This window comes from Rhizobium sp. 768_B6_N1_8 (genome assembly GCF_051811225.1).
Taxonomy (GTDB): domain Bacteria; phylum Pseudomonadota; class Alphaproteobacteria; order Rhizobiales; family Rhizobiaceae; genus Rhizobium.
Window position 1 is genome coordinate 1,014,568 of the sequence record NZ_JBPWPV010000001.1, and the last position, 22,875, is coordinate 1,037,442.

General features: G+C 59.9%; 24 protein-coding genes and 1 tRNA gene. 15 read left to right on the forward strand and 10 right to left on the reverse strand.

Annotation, left to right across the window (positions count from 1 at the left end; all coding sequences use genetic code 11):
• Nucleotides 1-51: 51 nt before the first annotated feature.
• Complete coding sequence (locus tag AB8B33_RS05105; protein WP_007819963.1) at nucleotides 52-390, forward strand: integration host factor subunit alpha; 339 nt, start codon at nucleotides 52-54, stop codon at nucleotides 388-390.
• A 150-nt stretch (nucleotides 391-540) separates the two neighbouring features.
• A complete protein-coding gene (locus AB8B33_RS05110) occupies nucleotides 541-1,083 on the forward strand; it encodes a MerR family transcriptional regulator (RefSeq protein WP_113324265.1) in 543 nt (180 codons plus the stop codon).
• A gap of 98 nt (nucleotides 1,084-1,181) precedes the next feature.
• On the opposite strand, the gene AB8B33_RS05115 is transcribed toward AB8B33_RS05110, so the two are convergent.
• The gene (locus tag AB8B33_RS05115) at nucleotides 1,182-1,523 is read right to left on the reverse strand and encodes a response regulator (protein WP_310382910.1); all 342 of its coding nucleotides are present in this window, start codon (nucleotides 1,521-1,523) and stop codon (nucleotides 1,182-1,184) included.
• Nucleotides 1,524-1,713: 190 nt separating this feature from the next.
• On the opposite strand from AB8B33_RS05115, the gene AB8B33_RS05120 reads away from it, so the two are divergent.
• On the forward strand, nucleotides 1,714-3,351 hold the full coding sequence (locus tag AB8B33_RS05120) for a response regulator (RefSeq protein ID WP_439014567.1): 1,638 nt from the start codon (nucleotides 1,714-1,716) through the stop codon (nucleotides 3,349-3,351).
• A 34-nt stretch (nucleotides 3,352-3,385) separates the two neighbouring features.
• On the opposite strand, the gene AB8B33_RS05125 is transcribed toward AB8B33_RS05120, so the two are convergent.
• The gene (locus AB8B33_RS05125; protein ID WP_439014568.1) at nucleotides 3,386-3,706 is read right to left on the reverse strand and encodes a DUF1236 domain-containing protein; all 321 of its coding nucleotides are present in this window, start codon (nucleotides 3,704-3,706) and stop codon (nucleotides 3,386-3,388) included.
• 335 nt (nucleotides 3,707-4,041) lie between these two features.
• On the opposite strand from AB8B33_RS05125, the gene bcsN reads away from it, so the two are divergent.
• The 6 genes from bcsN (at nucleotide 4,042) to AB8B33_RS05155 (ending at nucleotide 14,107) form a co-directional block, all read left to right on the forward strand.
• The gene (bcsN, locus tag AB8B33_RS05130; protein WP_439014569.1) at nucleotides 4,042-5,025 is read left to right on the forward strand and encodes a cellulose biosynthesis protein BcsN; all 984 of its coding nucleotides are present in this window, start codon (nucleotides 4,042-4,044) and stop codon (nucleotides 5,023-5,025) included.
• 55 nt (nucleotides 5,026-5,080) lie between these two features.
• The gene (gene bcsA / locus AB8B33_RS05135; protein ID WP_439014570.1) at nucleotides 5,081-7,279 is read left to right on the forward strand and encodes a UDP-forming cellulose synthase catalytic subunit; all 2,199 of its coding nucleotides are present in this window, start codon (nucleotides 5,081-5,083) and stop codon (nucleotides 7,277-7,279) included.
• Nucleotides 7,276-9,789, forward strand: a complete 2,514-nt coding sequence (locus AB8B33_RS05140; protein ID WP_439014571.1) for a cellulose biosynthesis cyclic di-GMP-binding regulatory protein BcsB — start codon at nucleotides 7,276-7,278, stop codon at nucleotides 9,787-9,789. The genes bcsA and AB8B33_RS05140 overlap by 4 nt, the downstream gene beginning before the upstream one ends.
• Complete coding sequence (locus tag AB8B33_RS05145) at nucleotides 9,786-10,832, forward strand: glycosyl hydrolase family 8 (RefSeq protein ID WP_439014572.1); 1,047 nt, start codon at nucleotides 9,786-9,788, stop codon at nucleotides 10,830-10,832. The genes AB8B33_RS05140 and AB8B33_RS05145 overlap by 4 nt, the downstream gene beginning before the upstream one ends.
• Nucleotides 10,829-13,264, forward strand: coding sequence for a cellulose synthase (locus AB8B33_RS05150; protein WP_439014573.1), 2,436 nt, complete (start codon nucleotides 10,829-10,831; stop codon nucleotides 13,262-13,264). Before AB8B33_RS05145 ends, AB8B33_RS05150 begins: the two co-directional genes overlap by 4 nt.
• Before the next feature lie 174 nt (nucleotides 13,265-13,438).
• Nucleotides 13,439-14,107 (forward strand): HAD family hydrolase, encoded by a 669-nt coding sequence (locus AB8B33_RS05155; RefSeq protein WP_405049716.1) that lies wholly within the window; start codon nucleotides 13,439-13,441, stop codon nucleotides 14,105-14,107.
• 137 nt (nucleotides 14,108-14,244) lie between these two features.
• Here the strand turns inward: AB8B33_RS05155 and AB8B33_RS05160 are convergent, their stop codons facing one another.
• Both AB8B33_RS05160 and AB8B33_RS05165 read right to left on the reverse strand, forming a co-directional pair.
• Complete coding sequence (locus tag AB8B33_RS05160) at nucleotides 14,245-14,877, reverse strand: outer membrane protein (RefSeq protein ID WP_439014574.1); 633 nt, start codon at nucleotides 14,875-14,877, stop codon at nucleotides 14,245-14,247.
• Nucleotides 14,878-15,083: 206 nt separating this feature from the next.
• The gene (locus AB8B33_RS05165; RefSeq protein ID WP_439014575.1) at nucleotides 15,084-15,395 is read right to left on the reverse strand and encodes a hypothetical protein; all 312 of its coding nucleotides are present in this window, start codon (nucleotides 15,393-15,395) and stop codon (nucleotides 15,084-15,086) included.
• Between the two features lie 46 nt (nucleotides 15,396-15,441).
• Between AB8B33_RS05165 and AB8B33_RS05170 the strand changes: the two genes are divergently transcribed.
• Nucleotides 15,442-15,684, forward strand: coding sequence for a hypothetical protein (locus AB8B33_RS05170; RefSeq protein ID WP_439014576.1), 243 nt, complete (start codon nucleotides 15,442-15,444; stop codon nucleotides 15,682-15,684).
• A gap of 62 nt (nucleotides 15,685-15,746) precedes the next feature.
• Here the strand turns inward: AB8B33_RS05170 and AB8B33_RS05175 are convergent.
• Nucleotides 15,747-15,823 (reverse strand) — tRNA-Pro (locus tag AB8B33_RS05175).
• Between the two features lie 232 nt (nucleotides 15,824-16,055).
• Between AB8B33_RS05175 and AB8B33_RS05180 the strand changes: the two genes are divergently transcribed.
• Both AB8B33_RS05180 and AB8B33_RS05185 read left to right on the forward strand, forming a co-directional pair.
• Nucleotides 16,056-16,595 (forward strand): hypothetical protein, encoded by a 540-nt coding sequence (locus AB8B33_RS05180; RefSeq protein ID WP_439014577.1) that lies wholly within the window; start codon nucleotides 16,056-16,058, stop codon nucleotides 16,593-16,595.
• A 148-nt stretch (nucleotides 16,596-16,743) separates the two neighbouring features.
• Nucleotides 16,744-17,619 (forward strand): tyrosine-type recombinase/integrase, encoded by an 876-nt coding sequence (locus tag AB8B33_RS05185; RefSeq protein WP_439014578.1) that lies wholly within the window; start codon nucleotides 16,744-16,746, stop codon nucleotides 17,617-17,619.
• Here AB8B33_RS05185 and ligD read toward each other — a convergent pair.
• A complete protein-coding gene (gene ligD, locus AB8B33_RS05190; protein ID WP_439014579.1) occupies nucleotides 17,616-18,659 on the reverse strand; it encodes a non-homologous end-joining DNA ligase in 1,044 nt (347 codons plus the stop codon). The genes AB8B33_RS05185 and ligD overlap by 4 nt on opposite strands.
• Here ligD and AB8B33_RS05195 point away from each other — a divergent pair.
• The 3 genes from AB8B33_RS05195 (at nucleotide 18,658) to AB8B33_RS05205 (ending at nucleotide 20,091) form a co-directional block, all read left to right on the forward strand.
• Nucleotides 18,658-18,972 (forward strand): hypothetical protein, encoded by a 315-nt coding sequence (locus tag AB8B33_RS05195; RefSeq protein ID WP_439014580.1) that lies wholly within the window; start codon nucleotides 18,658-18,660, stop codon nucleotides 18,970-18,972. The genes ligD and AB8B33_RS05195 overlap by 2 nt on opposite strands.
• Before the next feature lie 375 nt (nucleotides 18,973-19,347).
• The gene (locus AB8B33_RS05200; RefSeq protein WP_439014581.1) at nucleotides 19,348-19,656 is read left to right on the forward strand and encodes a hypothetical protein; all 309 of its coding nucleotides are present in this window, start codon (nucleotides 19,348-19,350) and stop codon (nucleotides 19,654-19,656) included.
• 102 nt (nucleotides 19,657-19,758) lie between these two features.
• Nucleotides 19,759-20,091 (forward strand): hypothetical protein, encoded by a 333-nt coding sequence (locus AB8B33_RS05205; protein ID WP_439014582.1) that lies wholly within the window; start codon nucleotides 19,759-19,761, stop codon nucleotides 20,089-20,091.
• 49 nt (nucleotides 20,092-20,140) lie between these two features.
• Here AB8B33_RS05205 and AB8B33_RS05210 read toward each other — a convergent pair whose 3' ends face one another.
• Genes AB8B33_RS05210 through AB8B33_RS05225 form a run of 4 tightly spaced genes read right to left on the reverse strand, consistent with a single transcriptional unit; the run spans nucleotide 20,141 to nucleotide 22,818 of the window.
• Complete coding sequence (locus AB8B33_RS05210; protein ID WP_439014583.1) at nucleotides 20,141-21,826, reverse strand: hypothetical protein; 1,686 nt, start codon at nucleotides 21,824-21,826, stop codon at nucleotides 20,141-20,143.
• 9 nt (nucleotides 21,827-21,835) lie between these two features.
• On the reverse strand, nucleotides 21,836-22,027 hold the full coding sequence (locus AB8B33_RS05215) for a hypothetical protein (protein ID WP_439014584.1): 192 nt from the start codon (nucleotides 22,025-22,027) through the stop codon (nucleotides 21,836-21,838).
• Nucleotides 22,028-22,055: 28 nt separating this feature from the next.
• Complete coding sequence (locus tag AB8B33_RS05220) at nucleotides 22,056-22,379, reverse strand: hypothetical protein (RefSeq protein WP_439014585.1); 324 nt, start codon at nucleotides 22,377-22,379, stop codon at nucleotides 22,056-22,058.
• Nucleotides 22,363-22,818, reverse strand: a complete 456-nt coding sequence (locus AB8B33_RS05225) for a hypothetical protein (RefSeq protein ID WP_439014586.1) — start codon at nucleotides 22,816-22,818, stop codon at nucleotides 22,363-22,365. Before AB8B33_RS05225 ends, AB8B33_RS05220 begins: the two co-directional genes overlap by 17 nt.
• Nucleotides 22,819-22,875 lie beyond the last annotated feature (57 nt).

A 22,875-nucleotide genomic window follows, 5' to 3' on the forward strand; every position in this document is an offset into this window, starting at 1 on the left:
AAATAATCTTCGTCCACTTTCACAAAATATTTTCTATTGGGCGGGGAAACCATGACCGGAAAGACAGTGACGCGAGCAGACCTGGCGGAATCCGTTTTTCGGAAGGTCGGTCTCTCCCGGACGGAATCTGCTGAGCTGGTTGAAACGGTGATCGACGAAATCTGCAACGCCATCGTGCGCGGCGAAACCGTCAAACTTTCCTCCTTTGCAACCTTCCAGGTGCGCGACAAGAACGAGCGTATCGGCCGCAACCCGAAGACCGGCGAGGAAGTTCCGATTTCTCCCCGCCGCGTCATGACCTTCAAGGCCTCGAATGTGCTCAAGACGCGCATTCTCAAATCCCATGTTGCCCGCAAGGGCAAAACCAAGCCGCAAAATCCGGCTGCCTGATCATCTTTTTCTCCGCTGAACGGAAAAGTTTTTTGCCGCGTAGCTCCTCTGGCTGTGCGCAACGCGAAGACGTGACTTGAATTCGCGGCTCCAAACCGTTGAAATATGATGAGTCGCCGTTTGGATCGATCCGCGAGGTCGCGTAGCAGTATGACGTTGGACAAGAGCCCGGATGCCTTTCGCACCATCAGCGAAGTTGCTGATGATCTCGACCTGCCGCAGCATGTGCTGCGCTTTTGGGAAACCCGCTTTCCGCAGATAAAGCCGATGAAGCGTGGCGGTGGCCGGCGTTATTACCGGCCGGAGGATGTCGATCTTTTGAAAGGCATCCGCCATCTGCTCTATGATCACGGTTATACGATCAAGGGCGTGCAGAAGCTCCTGAAGACCAACGGCAACAAGTTTGTCGTCGCGGTCGGTCACGGCGATCTTGCAAGCGTCGAAGCGCTCTCGGGCAACTTGAACGATACCGTCGCAGGCGAACCGCGCGTCGCCATGGCGGAAGAGGACCAGATCGTCGGCCGCGCCAAGCCGCCGATCACGCGCCGCTTCTTCAATTTCGTCAGCGGCGAGGATGATCAGCCGGAAATTTCGGTCGGCAAGTCGAGTGTCGGCAAGGAGGATCGTGCGCTTCTCCAGGAAGCGCTTTACGATCTCCTGGAATGCAAGCGCTTGCTCGATCAGGTGCGCTAAAACACATCGCGCAAAAGTGCGCGGCGATTTTGCGATAGCGATTTGTGTGAGACAAGAACCTAAAGCGCGGCAGCGAACCTGAAAGATCGCGATTCGCTTTAGGCCTGCATGCCCTTGAGCGCTTTTTCGAGATCGGCGAGCTGGAACGGTTTTCGCAGGATAGGCTGGCTTGAATTGCTGCCTTCGGGCGCGCTGCCATATCCCGTTGCAAAGACATAGGGCTTGCCGAGCGCCTCGAGCAGCTTTGCGACCGGCAGCGAACTCTTTCCGGCCAATGATACATCGAGGATAGCCGCGTCGAATTCCTTGTTCTGGGCTGCATCGAGCGCCTGCTCCAGATCCGGAACGTTCGCACTGACGCGGTAGCCGAGATCCTCGAGCATCTCCTCAAGGAGCATGGCGATCAGCGCATCGTCTTCGACGATGAATATGTCTTTCATGGTTTTTTCACCCTCTACCCTTGCGTAGACCATGCCAGGCCCTTTGCTGGGTATCAGGGCTTATCTGTCCCGAGCCGGCTGCTCGTCAAGGCTGGATCGCCGTAGTGCGAGAAACGACATATTGCCCGGCCGGATTCGATATGCAAAAGCTGGAGAGCCGTTTTCGCAACGGAAGGGATGAGGCTGGGAAATGGATTTGTTGAGCGCCACGGACTGGCTGCGTCATAGGCCGGGTTTGACCTATCCGCTCGCTGTCGCCGCCGTTGCATTCACCTTCCTGCTGCGCGTTGCTGCCGGCGATTATCTCTCCGGCTTTCCCTTTCTGAGCTTCTTGCCCGCCGTCTTGATCGCAAGCTTCATCGGCGGTGCCGGGCCAGGGGCGGTCGCCGCCATTCTGTCAGGTTTCGTCGTCCAGCAGTTCTTCGTCGAGCCGCACGATATCTTTTGGCCCGTTACCTTCGGCCAGTGGATCGGCCTGTCGACCTTCGTCGTCAATGCATTCATCATCGTCGGACTGATGCAGGCGATCGTCGTCTCGCACGGCCGGCAGGCGCGCCTGCGTAGAGAACTCAACGATTTTAACAGGAAACTGGAAGAGACGGTTGCGCAACGCACCGGCGAACTGAAACGAGAGATGGCGGAACATGCCGCCGCCCAGGCGCAGGTACGCCAGTTGCAGAAGATGGAAACCATCGGCCAGCTGACCGGCGGCGTCGCTCACGACTTCAACAACATGCTGGCGATCATCGTCGGTAGCCTCGATCTTGCCCAGAGGCGGCTGAACGGTAAGGAGGATCCACGCCTCCTGAACTCGATCCAGAGTGCAAGGGACGGGGCGCAGCGCGCGGCGGTGCTGACCGCGCGCCTGCTCGCCTTTTCACGTCAGCAGCCGCTGGCGCCGGAAATCATAGATGCAAACAAGCTGGTCGGCGGCATGTCGGACCTGCTGCGCCGGATGCTGGGTGAGCAGATCAGGATCGAAGCTGTTCTGGCCGGTGGCCTCTGGCCGACCTTCGCCGATTTGAGCCAGCTTGAAAATGCCATCCTCAACCTCTCGGTCAATGCGCGCGATGCCATGCCCGATGGCGGGCATCTGACCATCGAGACGGCCAATACGGAACTGGACGACCGTTATGCGCGCATGCACCAGGAGGTGGAGGCCGGCCAATACGTGATGATCAGTATCACCGATACCGGCATCGGCATGTCGCCCGAGGTTCTGGAACGCGCCTTCGATCCTTTCTATACCACGAAAGGTCCCGGCAAGGGCACGGGCCTCGGCCTCAGCCAGGTCTATGGCTACGTCAAGCAGAGCAGGGGACACATCAAGATCTATTCCGAGATCGATCGTGGCACGACGGTAAAGATCTATCTCCCGCGCCATGTCGGTTCGGGCGACGTACGTTTTTCGGTGCCGTCGATGACACCGATCCCGCAGGGGAGCATCGAGGATACCATTCTCGTGGTGGAGGATGACGAGAGTGTGCGGGAAATGACAGCCGAAAGCCTGCGGGAACTCGGCTATAGCGTGCTGCAAGCCGCAGGCGGTCCCGAGGCGCTGGACGTTCTGCAGAACGAACGCGTTGATCTCATCTTCACCGATATCGTCATGCCGCAGATGAACGGCCGCCAGCTTGCCGATGCCGTCATGGAGAAGTGGCCGGAAATCCGGATACTCTACACGACCGGCTACACCCGCAATGCCATTGTTCACAATGGTGTGCTGGACCACGGCGTCTCACTGCTTGCCAAGCCCTTCAGCCTGGAACAGCTCGCCCACAAGGTCCGCGAAGTGCTGAACAGCAAGCCTCCTGCGGAACAGGCGTGAGGCCCGGGAAGAGCCTCATTGCCGTGCCGCAAGCCTATTCCAGAACCTGAATGACGCGGTGTGTCTGCGGCTCGACGATCACGCGGCGCTCGTTGATGACGGTATAACCATAGCCGTCCACGTTGGGAACGGTATGGATTTCCACTGTGTTGGGAAGCGTCGTGCCGACGGCGATGTCGCCGTCATAGACGACGGAGGGGACGCTCTGTTCCATCACATAGGTGCGTACTTCCCCCGGGAGCACGACGGTCGAACCGGTGGGCGCCGGATCGGTTATGATGACGCTGCTCTGCGCGAAGGCGGTGGAGCTTACGGTCAGCATGAGGGCGGCCGCGGCCAGCATGGTCTTGCGCATGGATATTCTCCTTTTCGTACCCAGCCATTGGGAAAACGCCAGCCATGTTTCATGGTTCCGCCGGCGAAGCAGCGAGAAGTGCAGAACCCGGCAAGGTTGAGAGCCTCCGGACCATCCTTTGCCAGACGGCGTTCATTTCCTCTCGTGTGGCTGTGCCCGCAAAGGTGGAGCGTCTGCCAACTTTACCCGGTACAACTGTGGTCGAGATGTTGACCATTTGTTAACCATAAGCATCGTTTATTCCTAATGAACGACATAGGGGTTGTTGATTCGGAAATTCGTCGCGCTTTGTCCCTTCAGACAGAGATTAAAAATACGATAGCAACGGCCAGGACATGCATTTTCCTAAGACGATATCGGTGGTGGCCGTTGCTGCCATGATAGCCGGCTGCACGTCGACGGGTGGAGTGCGTCAGCCTGCCGGGCCTGAGACAGTAGAGCCGGAAAAGGCGCTTGTGCTGCCGCCCCCCGGTGGTCCGTCGATCGTCAGCGTCGTAGAACAAAAGCGCGGAAACGGTGTGGAGCAGACGATATCGCTCTTCACGTCCTCATCTGTTCAGGGCCAGAATTTCCTGAAAGCTCAATTCCTTGGCGGGTCAGGCACCAATTCCGGGGCCGGCAGCGCCTCCTACAGGATGATCCGGGAAGGGGATATCGCCCGCGAGCTGGCGCGCTCGGTTCCCGGCGTTCCAATGGCGACATCAGCGACCTTCCTGCAGAACAGCTACGGTCCCTTCGGTTATGCCTCGGGCAGCAGCCGCGCTGGCGATACCTGCATTTATGCCTGGCAGCAGATCCGCTCCAGCCGGTCCGCGCACACGCAGGCGCGCAACTTCGGCATGATCCAGATCCGCCTGCGCCTTTGCGATGCCCGCGCTACCGAGCGCCAGCTTCTCGGTATAGTCTACGGCTACACCGTCACCGGCACTTTCGACGGCGATATCTGGAATCCCTATGGCGCTCCGCCACCGGCCAATCCGGCGCTCGGCCAGACCGGCGCGCCAATCTATCCCGATGAAGGCGGCTATCGTCCGACCACGATGCCGATCGGTTACGAGCCCGCTCCGGCCGCGGTCCGCCAGTCGCGGACCGTATCCGTACGCCGCGTGCAGGTGCAGCCGACACCCGTCGCGCCGGTCCTGCAGCCGCCTGTCGGCCCTCGCGTGCCGTTGCCGAATGACGACACGCAGACGAATGCGATAGAGCCGCCGGTAGAGGCGCCGGCGCCGATCCAACAAACGGCAAGGCCGATCGGTGTGACCGTGCCTTCGCCTGATTGCATAGGCGATGCGGCCATGACAGCCGCCTGCCGGAAATAGCAAATATGCCCAATGCGCCGACGCGCAGCGGTTGAGCCATTTCGAAGGAACGTTCATGCGTAAAGCTGGCAGTGTTGTCATATGGGCCTTGGTGTCGCTTTGTGTGATCGCCCTGATCACGCTGCCCGTCAATCTGCAGACCCAACTCATCGCCAGCATCACCGTCGTCACGGTCATGGCGCTCATCAAGGTGCTGAAGGGTGAGGGCACATGGCGTCTCGTGGCGCTCGCCTTCGGTACGGCCATCGTCCTGCGCTATGTCTATTGGCGCACGACCAATACGCTGCCGCCGGTCAACCAGCTCGCAAACTTCATTCCCGGGCTGCTGCTCTATCTTGCTGAAATGTATAGCGTGATGATGCTGGCGCTGTCGCTCTTCATTGTCGCGACCCCGCTGCCGCCGCGCCCCTCGCGCGCCGGCAAGCTCGAGCGCTTTCCCCATGTCGATGTCTTCGTGCCGTCCTACAACGAAGATGCCGGCCTGCTTGCCAATACGCTCGCCGCCGCCAAGGCGATGGATTATCCGGCCGACAAGCTGCATGTGTGGCTGCTGGACGATGGCGGCACGTTGCAGAAGCGCAATTCCGGCAAGCTGATCGAAGCGCAGGCCGCCGCAGCCCGCCACGCCGAGCTCAAGCAGCTCTGCATCGATCTCGATGTCAATTACCTGACGCGCGACCGCAACGAGCACGCCAAGGCCGGCAACCTCAATAACGGCATGCAGCATTCGAGCGGCGAGCTGATTGCCGTTTTCGACGCCGACCATGCGCCGGCGCGCGATTTCCTTCTGGAGACCGTCGGTTATTTCGACGATGACCCGAAGCTCTTCCTCGTCCAGACGCCGCACTTCTTCATCAATCCTGACCCGCTGGAGCGCAACCTGCGCACCTTCGAAAAGATGCCGAGCGAGAACGAAATGTTCTACGGCATCATCCAGCGCGGCCTCGACAAGTGGAACGCCGCCTTCTTCTGCGGTTCGGCAGCGGTGCTGAGCCGCCGCGCGCTGCAATCCACCAACGGTTTCAGCGGTGTCAGCATCACCGAGGATTGCGAGACCGCGCTTGCCCTTCACGGTGCGGGCTGGAACAGCATCTATCTCGACAAGCCGCTGATCGCCGGGCTGCAGCCGGCCACCTTCGCAAGCTTCATCGGCCAGCGCAGCCGCTGGGCGCAGGGCATGATGCAGATCCTGCGCTTTCGCTTTCCGCTGCTCAAGCGCGGCCTCACCCTGCCGCAGCGCTTCTGCTATATGTCCTCGTCGCTGTTCTGGCTGTTCCCGTTCCCGCGCACGATCTTCCTCTTCGCGCCGCTCTTCTATCTCTTCTTCGATCTGGAAATCTTCACGGCTTCCGGCGGCGAGTTCCTAGCCTATACGCTCGCCTACATGATCGTGAACCTGATGATGCAGAACTATCTCTACGGATCGTTCCGCTGGCCATGGATTTCCGAACTCTATGAATATGTGCAGACGGTGCACCTGTTGCCGGCTGTCGTCTCGGTCATGCTCAATCCGCGCAAGCCGACCTTCAAGGTCACAGCGAAGGACGAATCCATTGCCGTCAGCCGCCTGTCGGAAATCAGCAGGCCCTTCTTCGTCATCTTCGCGGTGCAGATCATCGCTGTGGCGATCACCATCTACAAGATCTACGCCGAACCCTATAAGGCGGATGTCACCCTCGTCGTTGGCGGCTGGAACATCATCAACCTCATCCTTGCCGGCTGCGCGCTCGGCGTCGTCTCCGAGCGCGGGGAGAGGGCGTCCTCCCGTCGCGTGCGCGTCAACCGGCGCTGCGAATTCGGCGTCGGCGACCAGTGGTACACGGCCTCCATCGAGGATGTCTCCGTCCACGGCGCGCGCCTGCACATCTTCAGCAAGCATTTCGATGCAGTGCAGGTCGGCGCCCTCGGCGAAATCCGCTTCCGTCCCTATAGCGGCGCCGATCTCGAAACCTTGCCGCTCATCGTCCGCAACATCGAACCCTCGGGCGATATCACCAATGTCGGCTGCCAGTATCAGCCGAAGAGCGCGCTGGATCACCGCCTGATCGCCGACCTGATCTTCGCCAATTCCGATCAGTGGACGCAGTTCCAGGCTTCTCGCCGCCGTAATCCCGGCCTCATCAGGGGCACCGTCTGGTTCCTCGGCCTCTCGCTCTACCAGACGAGCCGTGGCCTGGTGTATTTCTTCCGCAGCATGCGGCCGGAGCGCGAAGCGCATCGACAGCAGCAGGCGGCAAAGGTGAACGCCGGATGAGAAAGCTCTTCGCCGCTTCCCTTTTTCTGGTCGGCACGTCGGTTCTCGCTTATGCGCAGATCAGCCCTTTCGACATGTCTGGCGAGCGTCCGGCAGGTGCGCCGCCAGTCGCTCCGCGCCTGAGACTGCCCACCCAGCCCGCGCCGGCTCCTGTTCCCGTCGTGCCGCAGACGGTTGCCCCGCAGCCGGTGCCGCCTCCCGCACCGGCGCAGACGCAGGCGCCCGCGCCGGCCGCGCCGCCGATCAGCGCCATCCCCGCGGCACCCGCACCGGCGTCGGCAACGCCTTCCGCCCCGGCGCAGGCCCAGCCGCAGCCGGCCACGCCGCCTGCCGTCCGTGCTGTCGCGTCTGCTCCGCAATCCGGTGATTTCAGGCGCTATATCGTGCCCTTCTCCGAACTCGCCCTCAGTGGTGAATACGACCGCAGGTCATGGTCGATCTATCTGACAACGGAGCAGGCGGCGGCGAAAGCGCTGTTCACGTTCACCTATCAGAACGCCATCGTCGTCGCTCCCGAAGTGTCGCAGCTGACCGTGTTCATCAACAATCGTGCCATCGGCCAGCAGCAGGTCGGTTCACCCGACAGCCCATCGGCGGTCAGCTTCGAGGTTCCTCAGGGCCTGCTGCAACCCGGCGCCAACCTCATCACCTTCGAAGCCAATCAGCGTCACCGCACGGATTGCAGCATCGACTCCACCTATGAACTCTGGTCGAACATTGATCCGGCCGGCACCTATCTGAGCTTTGCCGGCAGCGATGCCGGCCAGCTTTCCGGCACGGATGCAATCCGCGCTATCGGCGTCGATGGCACCGGCAAGACGCAATTCGATCTGGTCGTTCCGGCAATGGAACAGCCCGGTACCACCAAGCCGCTCCTGCGTCTGGCGCAGGGCCTGTCGCTCCTGAGCGGCATGCCGAACCAGGTCTTTGCCTTCAGTACCGGCACGCTTCCTGCAGCTGGTCCCGGCAAGATGGGCGTGCTCGTTGGTACCACGGCCGAGCTGCGGCCGATCTTCCCCAGCCTTCCCCAGGGCGCTGAAAGCGCCCCACTTGCCGCCTTTGTCACTGATCCGCGCAGTGGTTCGCCCATCCTGCTGATCAGCGGTCCATCCTGGCAGGCGGTTTCGACAGCGATCGATACCATCGTGTCTCCGACCGACCGGGCCCCCGAAATACGCCGCGACGTGCTGACCACGCAGCGCTGGACGGCGCCCGACGCGCCGCTTCTCTTTGCCGATACGCGCATCCCGCTTTCGCAGCTCGGCATACGCACCGTCGACTTCTCCGGCCGCCGCTTCCGCACCGGCTTCAATGTCGCCGTGCCGGCCGATTTCTATGCCAATGCCTATGGCGAGGCGAAAATCCTGCTCGATGCCGCCTATTCCAGCAAAGTGCTCCCCGGCAGCCATATCGACGTCTATGTAAACGGCAACATCGCCTCCACCGTGCCGATCGCCACGACCAACGGCGGTATTTTCCGCCAGCTTCCGATCCGCGTGACCATGCGGCACTTCAAGCCTGGCCTGAATTCGATCGCCATCGAGGCAGTTCTGATGACTGAGGACGATGCGGCCTGCGTCCCCGGTGCGACGGCCTCGCAGGCGCCGCGCTTTGCACTGTTTGACACGTCCGAATTTCATATGCCGGATTTCGCCCGCGTCGGGCAGCGTCCGAACCTCGCGGCCATGGCCGGCACATCCTACCCTTATGGGCGCAATCCCGATCCGACGCCGCTGTTCATCGACCGTACCGATGCCGGCACGCTATCGGCCGCGGCGACCCTGCTTGGTCAGCTCGCCATCATGGCCGGTCACCCGATCGCAATCGAACCCGTCGCCTCTCCGGGCGTGGTCGGTGACCGCAACGCCATTTTCATCGGCTCGATTTCGCAGATGCCGGCAACAGCGCTCGCCCAGGTCAATGTCGCAACCGCCAGCCAGGCTTCCTGGCGGCCGGTGACGGATTCACAGCCGACGGAAATCGATAATCGCGAGGCGCTGGAGCAATGGCGCTCGCGCATCACCGGCGGCGCACTACAGGGCCGCATAGAGGCGTTCCGCGAATGGCTGCGCCGCAACTTCGACATCACTGCCAGCTCGCTGCAGTTCGTCCCAAATGCCGAACAGGTATTCACGCCGTCGAATGCTGCGACCTTGATGATCGCGCAAGGCAAGAGCCCGGATGGCGGCGGTGCCTGGACCGTCGTGACGTCGCCCTCGGCCAAAGACCTGCGCGAGGGGCTGAATGCGCTCACTACCCAGATGAACTGGCCGCAAATCGCAGGCCATATCACCACTTATTCCAGCCGCACTGGCGAGATCGAGAGCATTCCGGTCACGCGCTTCGATTTCGTGCCCACTGACGGCTTGTCGATCGCCAACTATCGCCTGATCGCCGCCAACTGGCTGTCGACGAATATTCTCTCCTATTCTTTCCTTTTGGTCGTGTTGTCGCTGCTGATCGGTCTGGCCACTTCCAGAATGCTCTCAAGGCTCGGCAGGTCGAAATGAAGACCTGGATCGCCACATTGCTCGCAGGCACGATGATGCTGGCGCTCGCCGGTGAGCCGGCCTCTGCCCAGCAGCCGCGGATCAGCAGCGAGGCATGGGCTGCCTATAAGGCGAAGTTCCTCGATCCGAGCGGCCGCATCGTCGATAACGGCAACGGCAATATCAGCCATAGCGAAGGGCAGGGCTATGGCCTGCTGCTCGCTTATCTCGCCGCAAGCCCGGCCGATTTCGAGCAGATCTGGTATTTCACCCGCACCGAACTGCTGCTGCGCAATGACGGCCTTGCCGTCTGGAAATGGGATCCGTCAGCCACGCCGCATGTGACCGACACCAACAATGCTTCCGACGGCGACATATTGATCGCCTATGCCCTTGCGCTGGCGGGCTCCGCCTGGAACCGAGCCGACTATATCACCGCGGCCACCCGCATAGCGCAGTCGACGCTGTCGGAAACCGTAGCCGATTTTGCCGGCCGCACCCTGCTGATGCCCGGTGCGGAAGGCTTCTCCGGCGCGGATCGCGACGATGGCCCCGTCATCAACCCATCCTACTGGGTCTATGAAGCGCTTCCCGTCATGGCAGCACTTGCACCGTCCAATCAGTGGCAGAAACTCGCGGATGATGGTCTCTCACTGCTCAAGGCCATGCAGTTCGGTCCGCGCAAGCTGCCCGCCGAATGGGTGAGCCTGAAGCGCCAGCCGCAGCCGGCAGAAGGTTTTGACATTGAATTCGGCTACAATGCGATCCGTATCCCGCTCTATCTGGCGCGAGGCGGCGTGACCGACAGGGCGTTGCTGACGCGTCTCAAAGAAGGCATGACCGCAAACGGTGTGCCCGCCACCATCGATCTTACTACCGGGCAGCCGAAGACCGAGCTTTCCGACCCTGGTTATGAAATTGTTAACCACGTTGTGGCCTGTGTATTAGACGGAACCAAACTACCTGCCGAAGCGCTGCAATTTGCGCCCGCCTATTATTATCCATCAACGCTTCAGCTTCTGGGGCTGGCCTATGTCGGGGAGAAGCATCCAGAGTGTCTGTGAAATCTTCTGTTGTGGCGATAACGGCAGCAGTCCTGGTGGCGACTCTCATCGCCGGGCTGAAGGACCGTGAAGCATTGCAGGAACGTTTCGGCTTTGGTGGCAGGACCCCCGAACTCATGATGATGGGGCGCATAAAGGGGCCGGATACTCCTTCCAATCAGCCGATCGACGTGCAGACCGTGGCGGAACGAATCCAGGCCGCGACACAGGATAATTCCGGCGATCAGCCCCAGAGCCCGGCGCAGACGGATCTGATCCAGACAAGCCAAGCCCAGACAAATCAGGCGCAGACAAATCAGCCCCAGCAGCCGGCTCCGGTTCCGGTCGTCCCGCAGACCACACCATCAGCGACTCCCGCCGGTGCCGCCACCACGCCGGCCAATCCGCCGCCAGCAGGCACGGCAGCAGGCCAGCAGCCGGTCGTTGACGTAAGTGCCCTTCGTTATTTCGCCAGCCGCGGCGACAAGCTTCGCCTTCAGGCGGAAATTTCCCGCCTTCAGGCGCTCTATCCGAATTGGGTGCCGCCCGCCGATCCGCTCGCCATTCCACAGAACGGCGACCGGCAACTCGAAAACATGTGGCGGCTTTATTCCGAGGGTCGTTATGCCGAGCTGCGCAAGGCGATCGCCGATCGCCAGGCCGCCGAAAGCTGGCAGCCGCCGGCCGACCTGCTCGACCGTCTCGATGTCGCCGAATCCCGAACCCGGCTCATCAATGCCTCCGATCTCAAGCAATATGCGACGGTCATCGATATCGCGGCCGAAACGCCGAGCCTGCTGACCTGTGCTGAGATCGATGTGCTCTGGCGCGTCGCCGAAGCATTCGTTGAGACGAACAGGCAGCAGCGCGGGCAGGATGCCTACACCTACATCCTGAAGAATTGCACCGAGCCGGCCGAACGCGTGGCGACGATCCAGAAGGCTGCCGCTCTTCTGCCATATGGTTCGATGCAGGCGCTGCTTTCTCTCGAAAAACCTGCAGATGCCAATGGTGTCAGAGAATTTGACAGCCTGCGCGATGATCTTGCCCGCCGCTTTGTTGCCGATGGCAACGACGATGCAAAGCTCGAAGTCGCTCCCGATTATATCTCTCGCGTCGAGAGGCTTGCCAAAGAGCAGGGGCTACCCTCGGACGCGTTGCTGCTTGGCTGGTATCAGCTTCGCCGCAACAACGAGGCGGATGCCGAAAAATGGTTCCGCATCGCCCATGAGAAGCAGGATTCCGCTGTTGCCTCGCAGGGCCTGGCGTTGGCGCTGATTGCCCGCAAGTCGCCGCAGGAAGCGGAGGACGTCATGTATAAATGGCGTGACGATTCCAAGGATGCGACCGCCACCTATCTTGCCGCGACCGCCAATCTGATGGCCCTGCAGCCGCCGGCCGATCTGAGCGAGGACGTGCTCGGTCGCATCGCCGCCACGATCATCGAGCAGAAATACGTGCCGACGGCTCAACAGTTCGGCTGGTATGCCCGTTCGTTGAACCAGTTCCAGACGGCCGCTCGCTGGTTCGAGACGGGACTGCGCTGGAAGCCGGATGACGAACCCTCAGCCTATGGCCTTGCCGTTACCCGGCAGCAGTTGAACGATCGTGCCGGAGTTGCCGAGATCCAGCGTCTCTGGGCCGGTCGTTCGCCCCGCATTGCCACGTTGAACGATACGTCTGCCGGCTCGCGAGCCAACGCTCCATTGCCGGCCCCCGGTTCTGCGATAGAGCCGCAGCCTCCAATTCAGCCCACAGCACCGCAAGTCCAGTCTGCGCCGACCGAACGCAGTGCAGCCTTCCAGCCAGAGCCTCGGCCCCCCGCGCAATTCCAATCCCAGCAGTCCCAAGTGCAGGCCCAGCCCGTTGCGCCGGCAAGGCCCGCCAGGGTCATGCAGACGGTTGCGGTCGAACGTGGTCCGCGCCAGCTTCGCGGATGCTCCACAACCATCGATCCCACCCGCCTCAATCCCGGCGATGCGCTGACACGCGGCTGGTGCCTGATGGACATCAACAGGCCTATGGAGGCGGTGAAGGCTTTCGAGGCGGCGCTTGCAAGTCCTGTGCGCAAGGAGCGTGAGGATGCCGCCTACGGCCAGAGCCTTGCCTATCTGCGCGCCGGCCTTTCCAACAGTGCCGCAGTCGCGGCCACCAAGGCGCCGCAGAACCGCGACCGCGCCTCCGAACTGCAGGTGGCGATCCTTGCCGATCGCGCGCTTGCCGCCTTCGAAGGCGGACGCTATCGCGAAGCGCTCATTTTTCTCGACCAGCGCGCCCAGTTGCAGCAGGAGCGCGTCGATCTCATGGTACTGCGTGGCTACAGCTACATGAATCTGAAGATGTATGGTGACGCCACGCGCGTTTTCGAGGCTGCGGCTGCCACTGGCAATCGCGATGCCACACGCGGCCTTGCGGATGTGAGGAGCATCACCCATCCGGAGGTCAACGACTAAAGCGCGTCGCGATCTTTCAGATTCGCGCGCCACGCTTTAGGTCTTTGTTTGACGCATGTCGTTATCGTAAAACCGCTGCACACTTTTGCGCGAGATGCTTTAGGTTGACGCCGCTCCTGTGCTCGGCTAGTCGCGGAAGGCCTGACGGCTTTCCGCTTCGCAAGGAACCCTCCTTTGTCCACTTCCCATCGCGTTCTCGACAAGACCTACGATGCCTTCCTGTTCGATATGGACGGCACCGTGCTGAACTCCATCGCCGTCGTCGAGCGCGTCTGGAGCGAGTGGGGGCTCCGCCATGGTTTCGAGCCTGAGGTTCTTCTGAAGACCATCCATGGTGTTCGTGCATCTGACTCCATTCGCCAACTCGGCCTTCCCGGTGTCGATCCGATTGCTGAGGCAAAGTTGCTTCTGAAAGAGGAGATGGAGGATTTCGAGGGCATCGTCGAGATTCCGGGCTCCATCCGCTTCCTGAATGCACTGCCCGCGGATCGCTGGGGGATCGTCACTTCGGCGCCGATCGAACTCGCCGTCCGCCGCATGGCGGCGGCAGGCATTCCCATGCCGAAAATGATCGTCAGCGGCGAGGAAGTCTCGTCAGGCAAGCCGAGCCCGGAATGCTATCTGCTCGGCGCGAGCCGCCTTGGCGTCGATCCCACCCGCTGCCTGGTATTCGAGGATGCGGTTGCAGGCATTCTCGCCGGCGAGGGTGCCGGAGCCGATGTCACTGTCATCACCGAAACCCATGCGACGCCCTTCGAGACACCGCATTTCACCATCGCCAACTATGCCGCATGGCAACCGCATGTGGCGGCGGATGGTAAGCTCGCGCTCTCAGCCGCTTAAAGCGTGTCGCGCAAAAGTGTGCAGCGGTTTTGCGATAGCGACATGCGAAAACAAGAACCTAAAGCGCGACAAGCGAATCTGAAAGATCGCGACGTGCTTTAGTCTGGCAGCCTGAATAGTCTTGAAGGCAGAGGGCTTCAGAATTTATAGCCCACGCCGATCATCACGACATGCTGGTCGATGTCGCCGTCGAGCCCGAGAAGATCGGCGCTGCCGTAATCATTGTAGCGATATTCCAGCCGGCCGAAGACGTTATTGGTGAAGGCGTAGTCGACGCCCGCGCCGATCGTCCAGCCTGATAGCGTATCCCTGTCGTTGCCGGCGGGGCCGTCGATATGGGCCTGCGCACCCGTCCAGCCTGCCGCGCCATAGATCAGAGCGCGATCGATCGCATAGCCGAGCCGGGCTCGGACGGAGCCGGCAGTTTCGAGGCCGACTTCAAACGGGCCGACATCGGCCTTGTCCCAGTTATAGGAAACGTCACCTTCGATACCGAAGACAAAATTGTTGTCGAGCTGCCAGTTATAGCCGACGAAGCCAGTGATCAGGCCACCATTCATGTCTTCGGAAAAGACGTCGAAATCGCCATTGGCCCAGGTTGGCCCGCCACCGACACCGACGTAGAAGCCCGTCCATGTGAAGACTGGCGCGATCTCGGCTGCCGGTGCGGCCGGCACCTCTTCGATGGCATCAGCCGCCATGGCCGAGCCGGCAACGAGGCCGGTGACGAGGAAGCTGGCGACTGCGGCCGATACGAGATGACGTTTCATGATTTCCCCCTGCCGGCAAGAGCCGGCCGAAAACTCGTTGAGATCCGACTGCCTCGGACAGAAACCGCATCGACGCATGGCACATCGCGGCTACGGGCAAGCGACCCGCAAAATCATGGTTTCCAACGCGGTTTTTGGGTAAAGGTTCCGGGAGGGGGTTACGGCCCGACTGGATGGTCAATCGGCAGAGCAGAAGCCGGCAAGGCTTAGAGCTTGATGCGATTGCCCTTGTTGTCGAGCATCTGCAGTACGTTGCCGTCCGTCTTGATTGAAATGCAGTCAGTCTGCTTGTTGGGGAAAAGAACGCAGATCTGACCGTCTGAAATTTTATAGCCGTTCTTATTGCCTGGACGGTATTCATAGCCGTTCGAGGCCTTCCGCAAGTCGCTGGCGCCTTTCAGCATCTGACGGATTTCGTTTTCCTTGGCGTTCCGGAACCGGACGTTTTCTGCCAATGCGATATGCGAGGAGGCCAGCGTCACGATCATGCCGATGAGAAGTGAGCGGCTTGGCAGCATGTGGTAAACTCCAGGCAATGGTCTGCGGGAAATTGAAGAGAGTGAAATGATCAGGATCGTTCTTGCCTTAGCTTTAGCAGTGGTTGCCGGTAATGCAATGGCTGTCGATCCGAGAAATCCGCGTGTCGACCGGCAAACCTACCAGGATTGCCGCCGCTTTCCCGAGCGTTGCGCCGGTGACGACCGCAACCGCAATCGTCGCGATTATTACCGCGACAACACCCGCCAGGGCTCGGGCCGGTACATCTACCGCGGCGAGCGCCGCATATGGACGGATGAATCGCGCTGAGGCCGCGCCGCGCGCCCTCACTCTTGCGAGATGCGGAAAGACTGAGATTTCAAGGGATTAAATGGTCGGGGCGACTGGACTCGAACCAGCGACCCCTTGACCCCCAGTCAAGTGCGCTACCGGGCTGCGCTACGCCCCGACCTGCCGAAACGGCTTGTTTCCTTTATGTAATCGCCAATCAGAGCGCAAGAGGAAAATAGGGGAGGTGGGAATAAATATGGAACATAAGGCGCGAAAGTGCGGCCCCTGGCGCAAATAGTCCCACGGAAGTCCCACGGGCTGTTCTCTTCATGTTCCATGATGCGGGGCTTCTCTCTGCGACAAGGTTGTGCGCTTATGCTCGGAAGCGAAACAACGGGAGTACAGACTAAATGTGGTGCTGGCTTGAGGGTTTGACAGGTGGTGCCCCGGCTGTGGTTGGGTCGGCGGTCGGTTCGTTCTTGGGCTTAATGTCGCTGTTGATTGGCGCGATGGTCAACGCAAAGCTCAACAGGGCGAGAGACGACTATCTGCTACGGCAAAGGGCTAAGGCAGTCGCTGCGGCGTTTGCTGCGGAGATCTCTATTTTGCGAGATAGCCTCGCAAACAATAACAAGACACTTCAATCTTCAGGGTCGGGCAGCATCATAGTTGCGGACCCGTCGATGATTATGAAGATCTTTCCAAAGTTGATTGGTGAAATCCACCTCCTTGACGCTGCCAGTGTGAAGAAGGTCTCCGAACTGCATGCTGTACTGGATCAGTACGTCGACTCTCTAATCATGTTGGGCTCCAAACCGTCACCGTTCGCTCAAAAAGGCCGCATAATTGTCGAGTTTCCCGCTGCCAAGGCAAGCCATCTTAAACTGCTAAACGAAAGCATTATTCGGTTTTGCGATCAAGCGGACGAAGAATTGAAGAAGTGGACATAAAAGATTGCACTAAGGACCGGGAAGCGAAAAGCGAGACAATTCAATCCACTTAGGTCTGTTCTGGACCATGGACTTTTCCACGTAATCGTTAGCTTTTTCGGCAATGTGTCCAGCCGAAAATCTCCAGATGTAATGAGTTGGAGCATGCATGACGCATCAAATCATTCAGACATGGGTGCCGACCGCGCCAATCCTCAGTGAGAAGACATTCGCCGAAGCGGCCGCCAGCTACATCGAGCACGGCGGCGATGGCCGCTTCCTAGATCCGATCATAGAGTATTTCGGGAACCAGCCGATGGCCTCGATCTTTCCTTTCGACATTCGGCAGATGGCGATGACGCTTTTCCCAACCCAGAGTAACGCGACGCGGAACCGCCAAGCACTCACGCCGGCACGCGCCGTAATCAATCACGGATACGATAGGGGATGGTGCAACCTCATCCGCATCAAGAAGATGAAGGAAGATCCGGCGAAGCCGAAGCAACCGGCTTCAGCCGTCTGGATGCACGCTTTCGTCCGGCAATGCGCGAAGAACCGGCTACCGCATTTGGCGGCGCTCGTGCTCTTCATGGCGCAGACGGCCGCCAGAGTGAGCGAGGCGATCAATCTGAGATGGAAGGATGTGGATATCGCGGCCCGTCGAGCGCTGCTTTTGAAGACGAAGACAGGAGCAAATTCCGTGCGCCATCTGACTGACGAGATGGCCGCGCGGCTTCGAGATCTGAAGGGACAGGCTGGAGACGATGACCGCGTATTCCGCTTCACCAACCGTCATTCGGTCAATGAGCGAATCAGGGCCGTCTGTCTGCGAGCTGAGATCAGCTACAAATCCAGCCACCTTTGCGGCCGGCACACCTTCGCCACAACCGCGATCGAGATGGGAACTGATATCAGGACAGCTATGGAGGCCGGAGATTGGAAGAGCGCATCGGTGTTCCTCGGCATCTACGTGCACCCGAGACTGAACTCCGGCCGAATGGTCGCCGATCGCTTCAATGCGGTGCAGTTCGATGCGTCCATCTAATCGAGCCGGTAGACCTCTGCATTGTCCTGCTTTTCCCGAAGACCCTTATAGGAGGCGTGTCGAAGCTTTCCGTCATGCGTCCACGCGCGATATTCAGTCTCCGCAATCAACGTCGGCTTGAGCCACGTAAGATCCTTCCGACGCCCTTCATAGGCGACAGGCGGCCGCTTCGTGCCAAGCTTTTCCATCAGGCCACGTAGTTTCCATGCCTCGCTGTCTTTAATGCCCGTCCCGACCGATCCGACATAGACCAGGTCATTGCCATTATAGGCCGCGAGCAGCAACGAGCCGATCTGCCCGCGCGCTACGCTCGATCGCTCCCATCCGACGATGAAGAAGCTGTCGCTCTGGATGCACTTGATCTTCAGCCAGTCGCCGAGCCGGCCAGATCGATAGGCGCTAGCGCGGTCCTTCGCGATGATCCCTTCGAGCCCGTGCTCGCACGCCAGACGCAGGAGCTGCTCGCCTTCTGCCTCGACTTCCTCCGATAGCCGGATGGCGCTTTCCCGACTTGGTGCGATCAGGCTTTCGAGCAGATGCCTGCGGGTCGAAAGTTCCGTCTTCGTCAGATCGTGACCGTCGAAATACAGAAGATCGAAGGCCATCAGTACGGATGCGCCGGAGTTCAGCTTCCCGCCTCGACCGCCTAGCGACTGCTGCAGCTGGCCGAAATCCGAGCGCCCTTTCTCATCGAGAACCACGGCCTCGCCATCGAGGATCGCCGTCGCCGCGTCAAGCTGCTCTGCCTCCGCCGCGATCGCCGGGAAGCGATGTGTCCAGTCATGGCCGCCGCGCGTCAGGATGCGAACACCCTTAGGCTCGATATGCACCGCAATCCGGTAGCCGTCCCACTTCACCTCAAAGGCCCATTGCGGCCCTTTCGGCGGTTTTGACTTGAGGAGGGCAAGGCACGGATCGACGCGCGCCGGCATAGGGTCGAGGGGGAGATTTGGCTGCGAAGGATCTCGCGGCTTGCGCGCTCGGGAGCGGAGCGGCTTGTCGATCAGCAGGAGCGGCTTAGTCTTAGGAGGCTTGGTCATGAGACCACTCCATCAGCAAATGCTTAAAATGCCGTCTATTGACAGATCCAGCAAGGGGGACCAGTTTTCGGCTATGAGCAAGATCCCGCCGCCTAAGGTCCCCGAGAAGCATCCGGATCGTTTTTTGAACTGCCAGGATGCAATGCATGTAGGCTTTCAAGATCTGGTGGACAGCGCAGTTAAAGCGGGCTGGCGGCCAGAGGAGGTCCTAGTCTCGCTCATCGAGCTTGCGGATAATCAGGCGCTGATGATGGAAGCCAACGCCGAGGTCGAGGCGGCTCTAAAGATCCTGAAGCGCAAGGGCATGTTCTAGGAATCAGACTCCGCTTGACTCTCGAAACAATGAGAACATAATAAGAACACCTTGCAAGGTGAACGGAGCCGCGCGGCAACCTCCTTGTTAACCGCTAGAGACCTGCGCGGCTTCGCCTATCCCACCGTAAAAACTAAGTGGACATGAAGCGATTTGATGAAATCCGCCTGCCGAGCAAGCAGGTCGTGCGTTGGCGTTTTCTCGATCGAGAAAACCGCTGGGAAATTGCCGCTTATCGAATCCCGACTGGCGGTGAATTGCTCTTGTCTGTCACTGGTGAGCCTATCCGGAAATGGACTTCAGGCGGCCCGAGCACCGAGGAATTCAGCGAGGCCCTAGGTGTGGTCGTAATGAGTGCATCGGTGAGGGCGCAGAGTGACAGAATCAACGGCCGGCGAAACCTCCAGTAACGAAGAATACCGGCCTCGATATAAATGGCGCGAAACGTGGGAGGGTGAAGGCCGTCAGGATTTCATCGGCTACGATGACGATGAAATCGTCGGCCGCATCCGACTCGATACCACCACGCACAACCGAATTGGCCTGTGGAAGTGGAGTGGTGGCTTTCAGACGTGGGTGCGCCAACGCCTGATGCCGCAGGGCGGATGGGAAGAAACCCCGCGCGAGGCGTCGCGCAGGGCTGAAGAACACCATGATCGATCGAAGGCGCTGCACGGGCGCTAGACCCCATCATTTGATGATGGGGCGGTGGGGTGTCTGGTTGTTTCTGCAGGCCGGGATATTATTTACAAAGCTGTCGGAACTATAGGCCATTGGAGGCGCCAAGTGACACGTGATGAATATTTAGAGGCTGTTCGGAATGCGGAATCTGACATGCTGGTGTGGCAGGGAGTTGAGAGGGAAAATGTTGGGGTATTGGAAGAAGATCAGCTTCTTCCCGCCATCACCAGTAAGCGGCAAGAAGTGCTTAAGTTGCAGCACGAGCAGGCTCTGAAGTATGCGCTGCGCGGCGTCGATCAGTGGGTCGCTGCGAATGCCGGGGATAGTCGAAACGCGCGGGTGAATATCTACATGCAGCTGGCTACCGAACTGCTGCAGATGAAGCTCACGATCAAGAAAGAGGAATTGCACGATCAATTCGCAGCAACTCCGAAATAAGGGCACCCGAGCGGCGCTTTAAGCGCCGCTCGATTATAGGCGTTTGGTATTAACCAGTTCCGAACATTGAAGCTTGCTTCATGGCAATGACACCAAGGGCTATCTGCTTTGCCATTTGCGGGCCTGGATGCGTGCCATCGTTATTGCCGACAGCCTTGCCGGCCGTGCTGGCGGCATAGGTAACTGCTTTCCCTGATCCAGATTGAATGTTGTATGTGTACGGCCCTGATCCGCTCTTGCTGACGACGGGCCCGAGAATGTTGGCGCGGACACCATCAAACGACAAGAGAGCGCCGAGCGGTATATCCTCGTTTAGCTGGAACGTCGTGGCGCTGCTGGCGTAGCCGGAACCGGCCAATGTCACGCTATCGAACACAGGTGCCGCCGAGCGGTATTGATTGTAGTTCGGATCTCCGGAATGGTAGCCAGGCTGATATGCCGCTGTGCCGTAGTACCCGACATCAAAGACTGCATCGAAGTGCGCGCCGGCATCTGCCATGATCTGGTCGTTGTAGTACTGGCGATAGCCGTTCTGATAGGATGCTGCGGGGTAAACATCGTTCACGCCGGGGGTCTGCAGCGTCGGGTCGCGATAATCGCCGCCTGTTCCGATGCGGGCAGGCAGGGTTGCCTTCACATATCGGATACCGGGGAAATAGCCTTTGAGCACACTTACGCCCTGGTAGAGCGCAGACATCGTCATGCTGCCGGAATTCGCATCGCCATTGTTGCCGTGCTGATCGAAAATGCACGTGAAAGGCAGGCGTCCGCCGTAGAGGCTTTTCAGTTCCAGCAATGGCGTGACACGGTGCGCAATGCCTGGCGTATAATCGACGCTCCCGAAAACGCCATTTGTGTTCTGGGTCGAGAAAGAGCCCGGCAGACCGATGTGGCCACTCATAATCCGACCATTCGTCGGGTCATCGAGACCACGTTCCATCCAGCCAATGGCACCTCGCGGTTCCGATGCCGGTATGCCAGTGGTGAAGTCGCCCACGCCGTAGCCGATGCTATCGGAATGGATCAAGACCACCGGGGAGCGATTACCGTCCGTGCGCTCACCCACCATGAACATTGGGCAGAACTGCTTGGTGGGAGCCGAGCCCGAGGAAGTAATTGTGCCGCTCGCCAGGAGCGAAAGAAGGGTGGTGGGATCGGCTGCGTTTTTGCACTGATCGCCGACTAGCGTCGCGAGATACTGCGAAGCCGGGAATAGATCGCCAACCGCCGCCATTGAAAGCAATGCCACGTGGCGAATGTTGCTGTTGGCAGTGACCGTGAGTGGGATCGCCCCATTCATGATGACGTCCGACCACTTGCCGCAGTCGAAAAGTGTTGACCTGCCGTTCGTGGAGCCTGGGCCGCCCAAGGTGGCTAACTGCTGGCCGCCGAAAGTTGCTGGATAACGAACACCGCCGACTTCTAGACTATAGCCAGCTTGGAATGTGGCGGGGATCTGCTGCTCGGAAGGCGTTGCTCCGCCGTTGTTGCATGCGAAACCGGGCAGGAAAACTCGAATGTTTGTGATGTCGAACGGTGCGGAACCTGCCGAAAGCGTATTGATCGCACCCTTGAAGGATGAGGCGACGTTGAGCTGTGCCGTCCGATCCGGCACCCTCAAGCGAGAAGAACCAAAGGCGAGCTGTTGCTGCTGTCCCCCACCGCCCTGTACTGGGATGATGCCGGCGCCGATGTAGCTCGCCACCCGGCGCTTTCGTGTAGCTGCAGAAACCATGTCTTTCCCCTATGCGTCCTTGAGAGCGTAAGCGCCCGTTGCGTCGAGCTTGTAGCGGAGCGGTGTGCCGCCATCGGTGATGTATGCCTTGCCTGCCGGCGGCGATCCGCTCGGCGCAACACGTGTCCAGCCGATAGGGTCGGCAACCCCGGCGCCGATGTAGCTGGCGACGCGGTGTTTCCTCGTGGCGGTGTCAGCCATCGGGATACCTTTCATGATGTTGATGTGATTACCGAGCTGCTCGCTCGATCTCGCGACGGATGCGCAGCTCTTCCCGCATGCGGTCCATCTCAATTCCCAGGTGATCGAGGTGCTTGGCGAGTTCATCGCCGACCCTGATCATTTGTTTGATTGCGGCCGTGTGCTCCTCGACGGCCGCCGTAGCCTTCAGCAGAGCAGTCGGATCGACGATGACAGCTGCGACTGGAGCCTTGTTTTCCGGTCCAGCCCTTTCACCGGAAAGCAGGCCCATGTAGCGAGCGGCGATGATAACAGCGAGGGTGACACCGAGGGTGACGAGCGCAGCAGGGGGAAGTTCAGCCAGTTTGTCCATATCGCGTTTCCCCTTGGTCATGAGCGGCACGGTGGATGTTGATGATCTCGCCAACTGCAAATATCGGGTAGATGGCGAGCCAGGCGCTCATGATTGCTGAGGATGCGTAGCAATAACTGATCCCGACCCAGATCAGGCAACCTATGCCGGCCGACACTTGTCTGATCGCCGGCGTCACGTTCTTGCGAGCGCCGTTGACGATAAGCCCGCCGAAGCGAAGGAGTCCCAGAAAGATCATCACCCAACCGAGAACTGTTTCGTCGCCGAATATGGCCTTGAAGCCGGCCATTTCCGGCTGATCGAAGAGATTTGGAAGGGATAGCAGCACATAGCCCCACGCGACCGTGTGGCCTGCGAGCAGCCATTCGCCGGTGCGCGGGCCGAAGCGGTGGCGCACGCGTATCCAGATGCCGACGCCGGCATGGGGCGTGGCGGCCATCAGAAGGCACCCCCGCCTGAAATCTCATCATGAGCGCGGCATTCCTGAACGGTCCAG

Excerpts from the sequence above, each read along its gene's own strand:
- AB8B33_RS05125 (WP_439014568.1), bottom strand. The coding sequence starts at position 3,706 with ATGCGCAAGACCATGCTGGCCGCGGCCGCCCTCATGCTGACCGTAAGC.
- AB8B33_RS05145 (WP_439014572.1), top strand. The coding sequence starts at position 9,786 with ATGAAGACCTGGATCGCCACATTGCTCGCAGGCACGATGATGCTGGCG.
- AB8B33_RS05160 (WP_439014574.1), bottom strand. The coding sequence starts at position 14,877 with ATGAAACGTCATCTCGTATCGGCCGCAGTCGCCAGCTTCCTCGTCACC.
- AB8B33_RS05140 (WP_439014571.1), top strand. The coding sequence starts at position 7,276 with ATGAGAAAGCTCTTCGCCGCTTCCCTTTTTCTGGTCGGCACGTCGGTT.
- AB8B33_RS05195 (WP_439014580.1), top strand. The coding sequence starts at position 18,658 with ATGAGACCACTCCATCAGCAAATGCTTAAAATGCCGTCTATTGACAGA.
- AB8B33_RS05215 (WP_439014584.1), bottom strand. The coding sequence starts at position 22,027 with ATGGCTGACACCGCCACGAGGAAACACCGCGTCGCCAGCTACATCGGC.
- bcsA (WP_439014570.1), top strand. The coding sequence starts at position 5,081 with ATGCGTAAAGCTGGCAGTGTTGTCATATGGGCCTTGGTGTCGCTTTGT.
- AB8B33_RS05115 (WP_310382910.1), bottom strand. The coding sequence starts at position 1,523 with ATGAAAGACATATTCATCGTCGAAGACGATGCGCTGATCGCCATGCTC.
- AB8B33_RS05110 (WP_113324265.1), top strand. The coding sequence starts at position 541 with ATGACGTTGGACAAGAGCCCGGATGCCTTTCGCACCATCAGCGAAGTT.
- ligD (WP_439014579.1), bottom strand. The coding sequence starts at position 18,659 with ATGACCAAGCCTCCTAAGACTAAGCCGCTCCTGCTGATCGACAAGCCG.
- bcsN (WP_439014569.1), top strand. The coding sequence starts at position 4,042 with ATGCATTTTCCTAAGACGATATCGGTGGTGGCCGTTGCTGCCATGATA.
- AB8B33_RS05105 (WP_007819963.1), top strand. The coding sequence starts at position 52 with ATGACCGGAAAGACAGTGACGCGAGCAGACCTGGCGGAATCCGTTTTT.
- AB8B33_RS05220 (WP_439014585.1), bottom strand. The coding sequence starts at position 22,379 with ATGGACAAACTGGCTGAACTTCCCCCTGCTGCGCTCGTCACCCTCGGT.
- AB8B33_RS05225 (WP_439014586.1), bottom strand. The coding sequence starts at position 22,818 with ATGGCCGCCACGCCCCATGCCGGCGTCGGCATCTGGATACGCGTGCGC.
- AB8B33_RS05165 (WP_439014575.1), bottom strand. The coding sequence starts at position 15,395 with ATGCTGCCAAGCCGCTCACTTCTCATCGGCATGATCGTGACGCTGGCC.
- AB8B33_RS05170 (WP_439014576.1), top strand. The coding sequence starts at position 15,442 with ATGATCAGGATCGTTCTTGCCTTAGCTTTAGCAGTGGTTGCCGGTAAT.
- AB8B33_RS05180 (WP_439014577.1), top strand. The coding sequence starts at position 16,056 with ATGTGGTGCTGGCTTGAGGGTTTGACAGGTGGTGCCCCGGCTGTGGTT.
- AB8B33_RS05185 (WP_439014578.1), top strand. The coding sequence starts at position 16,744 with ATGACGCATCAAATCATTCAGACATGGGTGCCGACCGCGCCAATCCTC.
- AB8B33_RS05120 (WP_439014567.1), top strand. The coding sequence starts at position 1,714 with ATGGATTTGTTGAGCGCCACGGACTGGCTGCGTCATAGGCCGGGTTTG.
- AB8B33_RS05210 (WP_439014583.1), bottom strand. The coding sequence starts at position 21,826 with ATGGTTTCTGCAGCTACACGAAAGCGCCGGGTGGCGAGCTACATCGGC.